The 13289-nt window shown below is 71.3% G+C and carries 15 protein-coding genes and 1 pseudogene; 7 read left to right on the top strand and 9 right to left on the bottom strand.

The window, feature by feature from the left end:
- Positions 1-14 precede the first annotated feature (14 nt).
- The gene (locus tag ATL45_RS32785; RefSeq protein ID WP_093145873.1) at positions 15-794 is read left to right on the top strand and encodes a CoA-transferase subunit beta; all 780 of its coding nucleotides are present in this window, start codon (positions 15-17) and stop codon (positions 792-794) included.
- Positions 795-801: 7 nt separating this feature from the next.
- On the opposite strand, the gene ATL45_RS32790 is transcribed toward ATL45_RS32785, so the two are convergent.
- Together ATL45_RS32790 and ATL45_RS32795 are read right to left on the bottom strand one after the other, a co-directional pair.
- Positions 802-1011: a hypothetical protein gene (locus ATL45_RS32790; RefSeq protein WP_093145872.1), complete on the bottom strand. Its 210-nt coding sequence runs from the start codon at positions 1009-1011 to the stop codon at positions 802-804.
- Complete coding sequence (locus ATL45_RS32795; RefSeq protein ID WP_093145871.1) at positions 1002-1247, bottom strand: hypothetical protein; 246 nt, start codon at positions 1245-1247, stop codon at positions 1002-1004. Before ATL45_RS32795 ends, ATL45_RS32790 begins: the two co-directional genes overlap by 10 nt.
- A gap of 220 nt (positions 1248-1467) precedes the next feature.
- Between ATL45_RS32795 and ATL45_RS32800 the strand changes: the two genes are divergently transcribed.
- Positions 1468-1941 (top strand): ester cyclase, encoded by a 474-nt coding sequence (locus tag ATL45_RS32800; RefSeq protein ID WP_246025685.1) that lies wholly within the window; start codon positions 1468-1470, stop codon positions 1939-1941.
- Positions 1942-1945: 4 nt separating this feature from the next.
- Here ATL45_RS32800 and ATL45_RS32805 read toward each other — a convergent pair whose 3' ends face one another.
- A complete protein-coding gene (locus tag ATL45_RS32805; RefSeq protein ID WP_093145869.1) occupies positions 1946-2368 on the bottom strand; it encodes a pyridoxamine 5'-phosphate oxidase family protein in 423 nt (140 codons plus the stop codon).
- Positions 2369-2516: 148 nt separating this feature from the next.
- The gene (locus tag ATL45_RS32810) at positions 2517-3359 is read right to left on the bottom strand and encodes a helix-turn-helix transcriptional regulator (RefSeq protein ID WP_093145868.1); all 843 of its coding nucleotides are present in this window, start codon (positions 3357-3359) and stop codon (positions 2517-2519) included.
- Between the two features lie 102 nt (positions 3360-3461).
- On the opposite strand from ATL45_RS32810, the gene ATL45_RS32815 reads away from it, so the two are divergent.
- The 3 genes and pseudogenes from ATL45_RS32815 to ATL45_RS40380 form a co-directional block, all read left to right on the top strand.
- Positions 3462-3737, top strand: a complete 276-nt coding sequence (locus ATL45_RS32815) for an Atu4866 domain-containing protein (protein WP_177241870.1) — start codon at positions 3462-3464, stop codon at positions 3735-3737.
- Between the two features lie 56 nt (positions 3738-3793).
- Positions 3794-4549, top strand: a complete 756-nt coding sequence (locus ATL45_RS32820; RefSeq protein ID WP_093145866.1) for an SDR family NAD(P)-dependent oxidoreductase — start codon at positions 3794-3796, stop codon at positions 4547-4549.
- A 21-nt stretch (positions 4550-4570) separates the two neighbouring features.
- Positions 4571-4678, top strand: a pseudogene (locus tag ATL45_RS40380) (AraC family transcriptional regulator); the annotation flags it as partial.
- A gap of 15 nt (positions 4679-4693) precedes the next feature.
- Here ATL45_RS40380 and ATL45_RS32830 read toward each other — a convergent pair.
- Complete coding sequence (locus tag ATL45_RS32830) at positions 4694-7003, bottom strand: ATP-binding protein (RefSeq protein WP_246025686.1); 2310 nt, start codon at positions 7001-7003, stop codon at positions 4694-4696.
- Positions 7004-7084: 81 nt separating this feature from the next.
- A complete protein-coding gene (locus ATL45_RS32835) occupies positions 7085-7885 on the bottom strand; it encodes an SDR family NAD(P)-dependent oxidoreductase (RefSeq protein ID WP_246025687.1) in 801 nt (266 codons plus the stop codon).
- A 148-nt stretch (positions 7886-8033) separates the two neighbouring features.
- On the opposite strand from ATL45_RS32835, the gene ATL45_RS32840 reads away from it, so the two are divergent.
- Positions 8034-9248: an FAD-dependent monooxygenase gene (locus tag ATL45_RS32840; protein ID WP_093145864.1), complete on the top strand. Its 1215-nt coding sequence runs from the start codon at positions 8034-8036 to the stop codon at positions 9246-9248.
- Here ATL45_RS32840 and ATL45_RS32845 read toward each other — a convergent pair.
- Positions 9235-9657: a cupredoxin domain-containing protein gene (locus ATL45_RS32845; protein WP_170210413.1), complete on the bottom strand. Its 423-nt coding sequence runs from the start codon at positions 9655-9657 to the stop codon at positions 9235-9237. The two genes, ATL45_RS32840 and ATL45_RS32845, sit on opposite strands and share 14 nt — an antisense overlap.
- Before the next feature lie 288 nt (positions 9658-9945).
- Between ATL45_RS32845 and ATL45_RS32850 the strand changes: the two genes are divergently transcribed.
- Entirely contained in the window at positions 9946-11271 is a 1326-nt protein-coding gene (locus ATL45_RS32850) for an MFS transporter (RefSeq protein ID WP_246025688.1), read from the top strand.
- 37 nt (positions 11272-11308) lie between these two features.
- Here the strand turns inward: ATL45_RS32850 and ATL45_RS32855 are convergent, their stop codons facing one another.
- Together ATL45_RS32855 and ATL45_RS32860 are read right to left on the bottom strand one after the other, a co-directional pair.
- Entirely contained in the window at positions 11309-12058 is a 750-nt protein-coding gene (locus ATL45_RS32855; RefSeq protein ID WP_093145862.1) for a GntR family transcriptional regulator, read from the bottom strand.
- A 58-nt stretch (positions 12059-12116) separates the two neighbouring features.
- A complete protein-coding gene (locus ATL45_RS32860; RefSeq protein WP_093145861.1) occupies positions 12117-13283 on the bottom strand; it encodes an acyl-CoA dehydrogenase family protein in 1167 nt (388 codons plus the stop codon).
- Positions 13284-13289: the final 6 nt, after the last annotated feature.

Consider the following 13289-nt stretch of genomic DNA (forward strand, 5'->3'; position numbering starts at 1 on the left):
CAGGAGGAGTCGAGTTGAACACCGGAGCCAACACCGCGGCGGTCACGTCCTCGGAGCTGCTCGCCGCGGTCGCCTCGCGCGAGCTGGCCGGGAAGAACACCGTGTTCGCCGGGATCGGGCTGCCCACCCTGGCGGTGTCGCTGGCGCAGCTGACCGTCGCGCCCGACGTCGAGATCGTCTACGAGTCGGGGGTGTGCGGCGCGCACCCCTCGCACCTGCCGGAGACCATCGCGGACTCGGTGCTGATCACCGGGTCCGAGGCGGTGCTGTCGATGCCGGCGCTGTTCGGCTACGTGCTGCAGGGCGGCCGCATCGACGTCGGTTTCCTCGGTGCCGCGCAGATCGACCGGTGGGGCAACCTGAACTCCTCGGTGATCGGCGACTGGCACGCGCCGAAGGTGCGACTGCCCGGTTCGGGCGGCGCGATGGAGGTGATGGCCAACTCCCGCGAGGTGTTCGTGGTGATGCGCCGCCACGACCCGCGATCGCTGCCCGCCGAACTCGACTTCTGCACCTCGCCGGGCCCGGACCGGGCGCTGCGGGACGGGATCCGGCCGCGCGGAGCGGGCGTCACGCGGGTGATCACCGATCTCGGCATCCTGGCCCGCGACGGCGTCGGCGAGGAGCTGCGCCTGGTCGCCACGCACCCGGGCGTCACGGTCGAGCAGGTCCGCGCGGCCACCGGCTGGGACCTCGCGGTGGCCGACGAGCTGGCCACCGTCGAGCCGCCCACCGAAGCCGAACTCCGGCTGCTGCGCGCGGAGGTCGACCCGGAGCGGGTCTACCTCCGCTGAGCCGAGGTCACCCGACCTCGGCGCGCAGCATCGCCCTGGTGCGGTGCGGGCCGGATCCGCCGAGCCGGCGGTCGTACTCCGCTGCCACGGCCCGCATTTCGCAGCGGTAGCGGTCTGCCAGGTGCCACTGCCTGGCCTGGCGGGCGAGGGTCAGCTGGTGCTCGGCGCGCCGCGCGCGGGCGTCGAGCTCTTCGGTGGTGCAGTGGCTCAGCTGCATGCTCGGTCCTCGGGACGGACGCCGAGCCGCGGCGCGGGGATCAGGCCGGTCGCCGCTCGCACCGCGTCGGAGTGGGTGCGGTGCACGGTGCGGGCGGTGTCCGGTCCGGGGTTGGCCCTGGTGCCCTGCTGATCGCAGATCCACGTGCCCAGGAGCAGGTTCCGGTACACGTGCGGCCGGTGGGGGGAGCGGGTTCCGAGCTGGAGGGCGGTGCTCGGTGGGGATTGCTGGTACATCTCGGCGGGTCCTGGGTCGGCTCGTTGTCGGTAGGACTCCAGACTGGTCCGCCCGCGCCCCGGTTCCGACGGGAGTACTACGTAGTGAGTACGTATTCCGGGACTTTCTGCCCTGGCCACATCCCGCTGCTCCTGCTGTCCCGTCCGGGCGCGGCCCGGCGAGTAGTCTCGGGTGCGGAAGGTCGGACCGCAGCCGGGCACAGCGGGGGTTGCCATGGCGATGAGCGATGCACAGCGGATCGAGGCCCAGCGCCGCACGATCGCCGAGCACATCGAAGCGGAGAACGCGCACGACTGGCCGCGCGTGTACGGCACCTTCGTCCAGGACGAGCACGCGTTCTACGACGTCGTCCCGCTGAGCACCCGGTACGCGGGGTTCGCCGGGGTGCAGGACTTCTACCGGATCCTGGACGACGCCATCCCGGACTTCCGGGTCACGGTCAACGCCGAGTACGACTCCCCCGGCGCCTCCGTGCGGGAAGTGACGATCGTCGGCACCCACCGGGGTGAGTACTGCGGGGAGCAGCCGTCGGGCAGGCCGGTGTCCTTCGAACTGGCCGCGTTCTACATCTTCCGCCCGGAGGAGCCCGGGAAGCTGCTCGCGGAGCGCATCTACTTCGACAACGAGACCGTGCTGCGCCAGATGCGCGGCGAGGAGAACGCGCCGGCCGGGATCGGCCTGACCGCACCGTGAACCCTCAGTTCAGGAAGCGGTGCACGGTCTGCGGGTGGATGACGACGCGGACCCAGTCCTCGGTGAGCATCCCGGCGAGTTCCTCGGCGCGGGCCGGGTCGGCGAGGTCCCAGTAGCGGGCGAACAGGCGGGCGCACAGGTCGCGTCCTCCGTCGGGTTCCACCGTGGTGCGGCCCGCGACCGACACCCAGCGCTCGCGCTCCCCCACCGGAGCTGCGACGACGATCGAAGCCCGGGGATCGCGGCGCAAGCGGCGCACCTTGAGCGTGTCCGGGCCGGTGAACAGCTGGATCGCGCCCTCATCGGTGGCCTCGAACCACACGGGCCGGGGCTGCGGCGGGAGCGGCCCCGCGGCCACGGACAGGAACCCGTGCAGGGGGCGTCGGAGGAACTCGATGTCCTGGGCGGTCAGCGAAGTGGCGCTCATGGCGCCGATTGAACACGGACTGCCCGGACGATCCCATGGGTGAGAATCCGGTTCGCCTGTCCATTCGTCCAGCCTGCCGCGGTGCGCCTGGCCGCGACCTCTGTCTGCTCACCAGCTGTGACGCGCTCCGGAACTGCGCAGCTCGGGGTCAGGTGTCGATCTGACGCGCGTGGTGCGTCGTGGCGTGGAGGCTGCTCAACAGTGCGAGGGCCTGGGCGCTGGGTGTGGCGGGTTCGGCGTGGTAGATGATCAGCTGCTGGCCGGGGGCGGCGCGCACGTCGAATGCCTGGTAGGTGAGGGTCAGCGGGCCGACGTCGGGGTGGACGAGATGTTTGGGTTCGCGGGTCTTGCCGCGCACCTGATGGGTTTCCCACCAGGTGCGGAAGTGCGTGCTGCGTTCGCTGAGTTCGGCCACCAGGCGCTGCAGATCGGGGTCGTGCGGGGCGAAGCCCGCAGCCACCCGCAGGTTCGCCACGGTGGCCTGCGCAGTCCAGTCCCAGTGCGCGTAGAACCGTCGTCCCACGGGGTCGAGGAAGATCATGCGGGCGAGGTTGTCCACCGCGCGGAATGGCGAGAACAGCGCATCGGCGAGGGTGTTGGTGGCCAGTACGTCCAGGTTGCGGTTGAGCACGAAGGCGGGGGTGTGCGGGTAGCCGTCCATGAGTTGCCGCAGTTCGGGGCTCACGGTCTGCGGCGCCGGCGCGGGCGTGCCGTCCGGTGTGGTGCCGGCGAGTCGGTACAGGTGCTCGCGGGCGTCGGGGTCGAGATCCAGGGCCCGGCAGAGGGCGTCGAGCACTTGCGGTGACGGGCGGGTCTCGCGGCCCTGTTCCAAGCGGGTGTAGTAGTCGGCGTTCACCCCGGCGAGCACGGCGACTTCTTCGCGGCGCAGTCCGGTCACCTTGCGCCGGCCGGAGTAGAGCACGCCCGCGTCTTCGGGAGATCGTTGTGCGCGGCGCGCTCGCAGGAACACACCCAGCTCACCACTGCTCATGGCACCAGGGTAGGTCGCGGTCCGCCCTGTCCGGGTGGGTGCGGCACACCCAGTCACCACACGTCCTGCCATCGCTGTTCGCCGTCGCCGATGTTGGTCGGCATGACGAGCGATATCGACGTGGTCGGCATGTGGGTCACCGCGGATGGGCACATCCGGCAGGAGTTGCGCGCCGACGGACGCTACGACGAAGCGCGCGGCGGACGGGCCAGCGCCTACACCGGTAGCTACACGGTGACCGGGAACCACCTCGAGTACGTGGACGACACCGGCTTCACCGCGACGGGCGAGATCCGCGACGACGTGCTCTACCACGAGCATCTCGTTCTCCATCGCGAGTCCGCCACCGGCGATCGTCGGGAGCAGGCACAGCGATGAGCGTGCCATCTACCGCCGGATCTCCAGCCATCACGACGAGAGAGGAAAGAGCACCCATGCCTGGACGGCTCATGGGCAAGGTCGCGCTGATCACGGGCGCGACCGGCGGCATCGGACGAGCCACCGCGGAAATGTTCGCCCGCGAACAGGCCCGTTTGGTCGTCACCGACATCGCCCAGGACACCGTGGAAGAGCTCGCCGCGAGCCTGGCGGACAAGGGCGCCGATGTGCTGGCGGCCCGGTTGGACGTCTCCTCGCCGGAGAACTGGAGCGAGGCGATCGAGCTCACCCGTCGGCACTTCGGCCGCCTCGACGTCCTGGTCAACCTCGCCGGCATCGTGGACTGGCCCGGCATCGAGGACACTGCGCACGAGTCCTGGGACCGGGTGATCGCGGTCAACCAGACCGGCACCTGGCTCGGGATGAAGACCGCCATGCCCCTGCTGCGCGCCTCCGGCAACGCCTCGGTCATCAACACCTCCTCGGTGCTGGGCCTGGTCGGCAGCGGAGCCGCCGCCGCGTACCAGGCGTCCAAGGGAGCAGTGCGGCTGCTGACCAAGACCGCCGCCGTCGAGTACGCCACCCGCGGAGTCCGGGTCAACTCGGTGCACCCCGGCGTCATCGCCACCCCGATGATCCAAGATCTGCTCGACGAGCAGGGCGACCAGCAACCCGACATCGCGCGCACCCCCATGCGCCGCGCAGGCAGCCCCGCCGAGATCGCTCCCGCGATGCTCTTCCTGGCCAGCGACGAATCCTCGTTCGTCACCGGAACCGAGCTCGTCGTCGACGGCGGGCTCACCGCGCACTGAACGTCCTGTCCGGAGCGGGCGGCCGCGGCCATCGCCGACACCGCCCGCTCCGTGGGCTGCTCCGGCCCGTTCGGGTTCAGTGCGGCGTTCAAGCGGGTCCGCGAGTTCCGGCGCACCGCGACCCGGCGGCCGCACGCGTGGGCCTCAGGTGGCGGCTTCGTGCTGGCCGGCGATCCACGCGGCCACCTGCGTGCGCGAACCGAAGTCGAGCTTGGTCAGGATGTGCTCCACGTGCGCTTCCGCGGTGCGCTGGCTGATCACCAGCCGGGCCGCGATCTCCTTGTTCGACAAACCTTGCGCGATGGCTTCGGCGACCTGGAACTCCCGGCGCGTCAGCGGCCCCCGCTGCGGTGCCGGAGTGGAGTCCGGCGGCTGGGGCTTCTCCCGGATCGCTGCCGCGAGGCCCTCCAGGATCGACAGGTTCGCGGTCTCGGCGACGAGCTTGCCGAACGCGCTCTCCCCCAGTGCCGCGCGCGCACGCCGCTCGGCACCGCTCCGGTATTCGAGCAGCTGCTGCGCGCCCATCAGCGGGACTCCGACCAGCTGCCACAGGCGATCGAGAACGCCGAAGAGCCGGGCCGCCCGGGCGTGCTCACCGCGCGAGACGTGCGACCACGCCAGCACTTCCGCGGCCATCCCGAGTCCGAAGAGGTCGTTGAAGCGGATCTTGATGCCGATGCTCGCACGCAGGTGCACCACGGCGTCGTCGGCATCGCCCCGCATCCAGCTGGCGAGCCCGCGCACCACCAGTCCCCAGGACCTGGTCCACAGCTCGCCGGTCTTCGCGGTGAGCTGCAGGCACTCCTGCGCGTAGGCGGTGGCGCGGTCGGTCTCGCCGCGCAAGCAGGCCACCAGGCCGGACTGGACCAGCGACATCACCATCGGGCTGGTGATCTTCGGGTGCGTGCGGTGGTAGGACCACGCCCGCGTGGTGAGCGAGCTGGCCTCCTCCAGGTGGCCCTCGGCCATCGCGTCGACGCCCCGCAGGTGCAGGCCGAAGGCGGCCAGCCCGGCGTCCTTGAGGTGCTCGGCCACCGCGCTGCACCCCTCGGCGGTGGCTCGCCCGCGCTCCAGATCTCCCTGGTGGGATGCCAGCCAGCTGCACACCCAGAGCGCTGTCGCCCGCGGTGCGGTCGGCGTGGTGTCCAGCGCCAGCAAGCGGTCCAGCCACTTCCTGCCCTCGGCGATGAGGCCGCAGGCGGTCCAGTAGAACCACAGCGCTCCGGCGAGCCGGAGTCCTTCCTGGACCTGGCCCGGCTGCGTCGCGCAGAACTCCAGGGCGGCGCGCAGGTTGTCGTGCTCAGCGGCGATGCGGTCGCGCCACGCCAGCTGGTCCGGGCCGAACCACTCGCGCGCGCCCTGCTCGGCCAGCGCGAGGTAGTGGTCCCGGTGCCGCGTCCGCAGCTGCGTCCGCTCGTCGTCGGCGAGCAGGCTCCGGCCGTACTCGCGGACTGTCGCCAGCAGCCGGTAGCGGGTGGTTCCGGCGGGCCCCGGCTCGCGGGTGAGGATCGACTTGTCCACCAGGGCCGCCATCAGCTCCAGGACGGCCTCCGCACCGAGACCGGAGCCGCTGCAGACGTCCTCGGCCGCCGCGAGGTCCACGCCGCCGGCGAAGACCGACATCCGCGACCACAGCAGCCGTTCCTCCGCCGAGCACAGCTCGTAGCTCCAGTCCATGGTGGCCCGCAGCGTCTGGTGCCGCGGCAGCGCGCTGCGGTTGCCCGCCAGCAGCTGGAAGCGGTCGCCGATGCGGGCCAGCAGTTCGTCCACCGACAGGAACCGGGTGCGGGCGGCGGCCAGCTCGATCGCCAGCGGGATCCCGTCCAGCTCCCGGCACAGCTGCGCGACAGCGGCGTTGTCCGCCGCAGCGGGCTGGAAACCGGCCGCCGAGGCCCGCTCCGCGAACAGCCGCACCGAGTTGCCCGCGTCCGCGCCGTCGGGCCGGCCGTCGGGGACCGGCAACGTCGAGACCACGACGACGTGCTCGCCGTAGACGTCCAGCGGCTGCCTGCTGGTGGCCAGGATCCGCAGCTCGGGCGCGGCGTCGAGCAGCACCGCGCACGCCTTGACGCAGCCGTCCAGCACCTGCTCGCAGTTGTCCAGCACGACGAGGATCTCCTTGTCGCGGACGTAGTCGGCGAGCACGTGCTCCACCCCGCGCGCGGACCAGTCCTGGATGCCCAGGGTCTGCGCCACGGTGTGCACGACCAGGTCGTCGTCGTGCACCTCGGCCAGCTCGACCAGCCAGCCGCCATCGCGGTAGGACCGCCCCAGCTGCGCGGCCACGCGCAGCGCGAGCCGGGTCTTGCCGACCCCGCCCACACCGGTCAGCGTGACCATCCGGGCGATGGACAGCGATTGCCGGACGTCGACGCACTCCTGCCGACGATCCACGAAGCTCGTGCGCTCGGCGGGCAGGTTGCCCACCCGTCTGCGCGCCGTACGACTGGCCACTGACGGCCCCACGAGCGAATTGGTGCGAAACCGTGCACCCGCCAGCCTACGACCACCACCCGCCGGATGCGAGCAGCGAGTTCAGAGCGCGCGGCCGATGGGTACGGTCGGCATGTCCACCGCGTGGCCGCCACCGTCGGCGACGATGACCGCCCCGGTGATGAACGACGCCTCGGCGGAGGCCAGGAACCGGCACACGGCGGCGATCTCGGCCGGTTCGGCGGCCCGCCGCAGCGGGAGGTCCGCGGTGACCGCCGCGTAGCCGGACTCGCGGTCGGGCAGGTTCGCGGCCGCGGCGAAATCGGCCATCTCCTGGTCGGACATCGGCGTGCGCACCCAACCCGGGCAGATCGCGTTCACCCGCACGCCGCGCGGCCCGTAGTCGCGCGCCATGGAGCGGGTCAGCCCGATCAGCGCGTGCTTGCCCACGGTGTAGCCGGCCACCTCGGGCCCGGCGAACAGCCCGGCGACCGAGGACATCACCACGATGTTGCCGCCCGCCTCGACCAGCGCGGCCAGCGCGGCTCGGCACATCACGAACGCGCTGTTGAGGTTGCCGTCGAGGCTGCGCTGCCAGTTCTCGTCGGTGGTGTCGGCGACCGCGGACATGCCGTGCCCGCCGGCGTTGACCACGAGCACGTCCAGCCGGCCGAACTCCTCGACGGTGCGCTGCACGACCGCGCGAGCCTCGGCGTCCACCGACGAATCCCCCGGTACCGCAAGGGCTCCGGTGGCTTCGGCGACTTCGTCGAGCGGTTGCTTCCGGCGCCCGGTGACGACCACCCGCGCACCTTCCGCCGCCAGCCGGGCGGCCGTCGCGGCGCCGATGCCGGTCCCCCCGCCGGTGATCAGCACGACCTTGCCGTCGAACGCCTCAGCCACCGCACTCCACCTCCACGCGCGAAACCGGACTCCAGGCTCCCAGATCGCGGAGGCAGCACCGCGCAGCCGAACGGAGCATTCACAGGTTCGGCCGAGCACCGGGCGGGGTACCTCGCAGGGAGCCATCCGCCGTCGGCCAGGAGGTCCAATGAAGATCGTGTGCGTCGGGGCCGGACCTGCCGGTCTCTACTTCGCCATCTCGGCGAAGCTGCGCGACGCCGGGCACGAGATCTCCGTCCTCGAACGCGATCCGCCGGGCGCCACCTACGGCTGGGGCGTCGTGTACTGGGACGACCTGCTGGACACCCTCTACATCAACGACCGGGAGAGCGCGCAGCGCATCCGGGCCGCCTCGACCGTCTGGCAGGACCAGGTGGTGGCGATCCACGGTGAGCACGCCTACCTCAGCGGGTACGGCTACAGCGTCAACCGGGCGGTGCTGCTGGACGAGCTGGCCCGGCGCGCCGTCCAGCTCGGCGTGGACGTGCAGCACGAACGCGCGGTGGACGACATCGCCGAGTTCGCCGACGCCGATCTGGTGGTGGTCGCCGACGGCGCGAACAGCCGCAACCGGCAGCGCTACGCCGAGCAGTTCGGCACCGAGCTGAGCCAGGGGCGCAACCCCTACATCTGGCTGGGCACCCGCCGGGTCTTCGACGAGTTCACCTTCGGCTACGAGCAGACCCCGCACGGCTGGATCTGGTTCCACGCCTACCCGTCCAGCGCCGGGGTGAGCACCTTCATCGTCGAGTGCCAGGAGGAGACCTGGCGGGCACTGGGGTTCGGCGAGCTCGACGACGCGGCGACCACCCGGCTGCTGACGGAGATCTTCGACGAGCACCTGGCCGGGCACGCGCTGATCAGCGCGGCGCGCGGCAGGCCCGCCTCCTGGCAGCGCTTCACGCAGGTCCACAACCAGACCTGGCGGCACGCCAACGCGGTGCTGATCGGCGATGCCGCGCACACCACGCACTTCACCATCGGCTCGGGCACCAGGCTGGCCATGATCGACGCGCTGGTGCTCGCCGAGAAGCTGCACGAGCACGAGCAGACCAGCAACGCGCTCAAGGAGTTCGACGGCGAGGGACACGCCGCCATGCGCGTGGTGCAGGCCGCCGCGCGCACCAGCATGGCCTGGTTCGAGGACGTCGACCGCTACACCGACCGCGACGCGGTGGACTTCTGCTTCGCGATGTCCTCGCGCAGCGGCCTGCAGCCGCCGTGGCGCTACCAGGCTCACCGGCTCACCCAGAACCCGTTGGCGCGCAAGGCCTTGCGGGTCTACTGCAAGGGCCTGAGGTGGCTGGGCGCGCGGCGGCGCGGCGAGTCCTGGAAGCGCCCGGGCGCGGTCAGCCCACCTTGACGTAGAGCTGCATCCCCATCTGCCGGTGGTCGCCGACCGGGCACCAGAAGTCGTACACCCCGGGTCCCAGCGTCACCGTCAGATCGGCAGCACCGCCCGCCTGGACCACCGGTGTCCGCGCGTTCTCGACGCCAGGCCCGTTGATCTCCAGCGCGTGCGGTGCCCCTCCCGCGTTGATCGCGCGGAACGTGTAGCGGCCTGGCGGCAGCCAGTCGGGCTGCTCCAAGCGGAAGTCGACCATCCGGACCGTCACCACGTTCGGTCCGCCGCCCGCCGGCGCCGGTTGCGCAGCAGTGGCGGTGGTCGCCCCGGCGCACAAGGCCGTCAGCATCGTGACGACGCCTAACAGCACGCCGAACGTTCGGCGCCGGTGGCTGGAAATTCCGTTCGCGTCCACATCGACTCGCATTGTCCGCCCCCTCGGAATCCGCATCGGTCCGGACGCCCGCGCAACAGCGTTGGAAAGCCCGGTCCGGACCGGTCGTGGCATTGCGATTGCACCGATCCAGCGTAAAACCGCGGCCGGTCCGGTTGGGGGCCTGTGAGCCCGGTGGGACGGCAGTGCGAACTCTGGCGGAAGCGCTGTGCCGTGGCTCGCGGGACGCCTCCACCCGGGTTAGCCCCGGGTGGGGGTCCGCACCGCTCTGAAGGGCTTCTTCGACTGGCTGTACCGGTGGCGGGCTGGTGTGATCCTGGCGTGGGTGTGTCTACGGGTGCCCCGCCGACGGAAGATCGGCGCGGGCGGGCGGTGTTCAGCTGGGCGCTGTGGGACTGGGGATCCTCGGCGTTCAACACCGTCATCTTGACCTTCGTGTTCACCGTGTACCTGACCGAGGGCGTCGCCGCCGATCCGGAGCGAGGCTCGCAGGCGCTCGGCCTGGCGCTGACGATCGCCGGCGTGTGCATCGCGCTGGTGGCTCCGGTGACCGGGCAGCGCAGCGACGCGGGCGGGCGGCGCAAGCTGTGGCTGGCGGTGCACACCGCGCTGGTGGTCGTGTGCACCTCCGGGTTGTTCTTCGTCCAAGACGATCCCTCGTACCTGGTGCTGGGCCTGGTGCTGCTGGCTGCGGCCAGCGTCTTCGCCGAGTTCGCCACGGTGAACTACAACGCGATGCTCCTGCAGGTCTCGACGCCGGCGACGATCGGGCGCATCTCCGGGTTCGGCTGGGGAATGGGTTACTTCGGCGGGCTCGTCGCGCTGGTGATCGTGCTGATCGGCTTCGTGCAGCCCGACGTCGGCCTCTTCGGGGTGACCGCGGATAACGGGTTGAACATCCGCGCCGTCGCGCTGTTCGCCGCGGTGTGGTTCGCGGTGTTCGCGGTGCCGCTGTTCGCCTTCGTGCCCGAGGCCTCGTCCTCCGGCGAACCGCTGCGGCACGCCCTGGTGAGCAGCTACGTGGTGCTCGGCAAGCGGCTGGCCTGGATGTGGCGGGAGGAGCGGCGCACGCTGGGGTTCCTGGTGGCCAGCGCGATCTACCGGGACGGGCTGGCGGCGATCTTCACCTTCGGCGGGGTGATCGCCGCGGGCACCTTCGGGTTCTCTCCCAGCGAGGTGGTGGTCTTCGCCATCACCGCCAACCTGGTGGCCGGGCTCGGCGCGTTCCTGGGCGGCCGGGCCGACGACCGGTTCGGGCCGAAGGCGGTCATCGTCGCCGCGCTGTTCGGGCTGGTGGTGGTCGGGGTGCTGCTGCTGGTGCTGCCGCCGGGCAAGGCCGCGTTCTGGGTGTGCGGGCTGACGCTGGCGATCTTCCTCGGCCCGACCCAGTCGGCCAGCCGGACGTTCCTGGCGCGCATCGCCACCCCGGGCAAGGAGGGCGAGGTGTTCGGCCTCTACGCCACCACCGGCCGCGCGGTGAGCTTCCTGGGCCCGCTGGCCTTCAGCGGCTTCATCGCCCTCTTCGGCAGCCAGCGCGCCGGGATGGGCGGCATCGTGCTCATCCTGGTGGTCGGCCTGGTGGCGATGCTGCCGGTGCGCTCGCCGGACCGCCCCACCGAGCCGACCGAGGTACCGGCCGCGAGCTGACCTCTCCTCGGCGGCGGCGCCGAAACGAGCCGGAACCTCAGCGGACGTTGCGGCGCAGGCGCACTCGGTAGGAGTAGTGCTCGGGCAGGAAGTGGCTGACCGCGAGTTCCACCGGTCGTCCGGTGGTGGACTGGTACATGCGGTCGATGCGCAGCAGCGGGCGGTGCGTCTCGCAGCCGAGGTGCTCGGCGATCTCGGGCGTCGCGGTGCCGACCGTGATGCTCTGCTCGGCCTCGGCGATGGGATCGCTCAGCCGGTCGTCGAGCAGCCCGATGATGGTCACCCGGCTTCGGGCGCCGACCTGGGTGAGCTCGGGCACCGACTCGACCAGCTTGCCGACTTCGGGCGGCAGGAACACCGTGGTCAGGCAGAACGGCACGTCGTCGTGCAGGCGCAGGAACTCCAGCACGTGCACCCGGTCGGCGGCCAGCCGCAGCCGCCCGGCCGCGTCGAGGTCGACCTTGCGGTGCAGCGGGGTGAGCAGCCGCATCGTGGTGTCGATGGACAGCCCCATCAGGTCGTCGATGGAACCGAACTGGCGCAGGTACTGATCCTCGCGGGGCGCGGCGAAGGTGCCGCGGCCCGGGATGCGGTAGACCATGCCCTCGGCGACGAGGTCCTGGAAGGCGCGGCGCACCGTCTGGCGGCTGACCCGGTGGCTCTCGGCGAGTTCGGCCTCGGTCGGCAGGCGCTTGCCCTCCGGGTAGTCGTGCTGCAGGATCGCCGATCGCAGTTCCCGCGCCAGGCGCAGGTACGCGCTCTCCCGGCCGTCCGTCCGCGCCGCCACGCCACCACCTCCCAGCTTTCTCACCACAGACCGTAGCGGAACCCCGCTGCGCGCCGGCTCACGCGTCGAGGCCGCCGCGTTTGACCAGCTGGGCGGCGATCACGTTGCGCTGGATCTCGTTGGTGCCCTCCCCGACGATCATCAGCGGCGCGTCGCGGAAGTAGCGCTCCACGTCGAACTCCGCGGAGTAGCCGTAACCGCCGTGGATGCGCACCGCGTTGAGCGCGATCTCCATCGCGGCCTCCGAGGCGTACAGCTTGGCCATGCCCGCTTCCATGTCCACCCGGCGGCCCGCGTCGAACTCGCGCGCCGCGTGCAGCGTCAGCTGCCGGGCGGCGGTGAGCTTGGTGGCCATCTCCGCCAGGTAGTTGCCCACCGACTGGTGCTGCCAGATGGGTTTGCCGAAGCTCTCCCGCTCCTGGGCGTAGCGCAGCGCGTCCTCCAGCGCGGCCCGGCCCACGCCCAGCGCGCGGGAGGCCACCTGGATGCGCCCGGTTTCCAGGCCCTTCATCATCTGCGCGAAACCCTTGCCCGGTACGCCGCCGAGCACGGCGCTCACCGGCGCGCGGTGGTCGTCGAAGTGCAGTTCGCAGCTCTCCACGCCCTTGTAGCCGAGCTTGGGCAGGTCGCGGGACACCGTGAGCCCGGGGCCGTGCTCGACCAGCACGATCGAGATGCCCCGGTGCGCGGGTTCGGCGTTCGGGTCGGTCTTGCACAGCAGCGCGATCAGCTGGGAGCGGCGGGCGTTGGTGATCCAGGTCTTGGCACCGCTGATCACGTACTCCTCGCCGTCGCGGCGGGCCGTCGTGGTCATGGCCTGCAGGTCCGAGCCGCCGCCGGGTTCGGTCAGCGCCATCGTCGCGCGGATCTCGCCGGTGGCCATCTTCGGCAGGTACCGGCGCTTCTGCTCCTCGGTGCCGAAGTCCAGCAGCAGCTTGGACACCACGGTGTGCCCGCCCATCGCACCGGCCAGGCTCATCCAGCCGCGCGCCAGCTCCTCGACGATCAGCACGTAGCAGGGCGTGGACACCGGGGTGCCGCCGTACTCCTCCGGGATGGCCAGCCCGAAGATGCCCAGCTGCTTCATCTGCTCGATGAGCGCTTCCGGGTAGGTGTTGGCGTGCTCGAGCTCCTGCACCACCGGTTTCGCGGACTTGTCGATGAAGTCCCGCACCGTTTCCACGGCGAGCTTCTCGTCCGCGCTGAGGATGTCCACTGTGCTCACAGCGTT

The organism is Saccharopolyspora antimicrobica (assembly GCF_003635025.1).
In the GTDB taxonomy this organism is placed as follows: Bacteria; Actinomycetota; Actinomycetes; order Mycobacteriales; family Pseudonocardiaceae; genus Saccharopolyspora; species Saccharopolyspora antimicrobica.